This window comes from Bradyrhizobium diversitatis (assembly GCF_016031635.1).
Lineage (GTDB): Bacteria > Pseudomonadota > Alphaproteobacteria > Rhizobiales > Xanthobacteraceae > Bradyrhizobium > Bradyrhizobium diversitatis.
Genome location: NZ_JACEGD010000114.1, coordinates 1 through 676, shown reverse-complemented (window position 1 = coordinate 676; position 676 = coordinate 1). Strand labels below are relative to the sequence as shown.

The window sequence follows — 676 nt, the reverse complement described above, 5'->3', positions numbered from 1 at the left end:
TCGCGATCGTCACGAACGCGGGCCGGGCGGCGGTGGACGCAGATGGCGTTGGCACGAACGGGCTTGCAGGGCGGGCAACCGTGAGCAAGGTCGTCGTGCATACGACCGGTGCCATCAGCGTACGGCAAAATCGTGTGGTCCTGGCGCCCGGGGTCTGTGCGCCAAGTGTTGCGGTGACGTTGCGGCCCGACCGGGCTCGCAGCGTCAGTCATCCGCAAGGCGACGGGGGCAATAGTGCATCGCTCCCTGGGGAGATCGCGACATAAGCCGTAAAACCACTGCGCAGGGAAGGCCGGGAGCCCGCTGGCACCCGAGGTCCACTGTGCGGAATCTGCGTAACAAGAAGCTGCACAGCGGCATACAGGTGTAGCCAGGACATCCCGGCCTTCCCTGCGCCCTCTTTCATTTGAGGGTGAAGCGACCAGGCAAAGCTCGGGCGAGATCAGCCGCGAGAACGAGAAGATGTGTCTGCAGGTGAGATGCGAATCGAAAGAGCGATGTCCGCCGCCCCACGCTCCGTCATTGCGAGCGCAGCGAAGCAATCCAGAGTCTTTCCGCGGAGGGATTCTGGATTGCTTCGCTGCGCTCGCAATGACGGCGTTGATGCAGTTGCGCGCGAACACTCCGCTCTTGTGCCCCGGACGCAGCGCAGCGCTCCTTCAGCGGTGCGCTGCAG

General features: G+C 64.2%; 1 pseudogene. It reads left to right on the top strand.

The features are described from left to right. Positions 1-266 (top strand): annotated as a pseudogene (locus tag H1B27_RS39870) (hypothetical protein); the annotation flags it as partial. Positions 267-676: the final 410 nt, after the last annotated feature.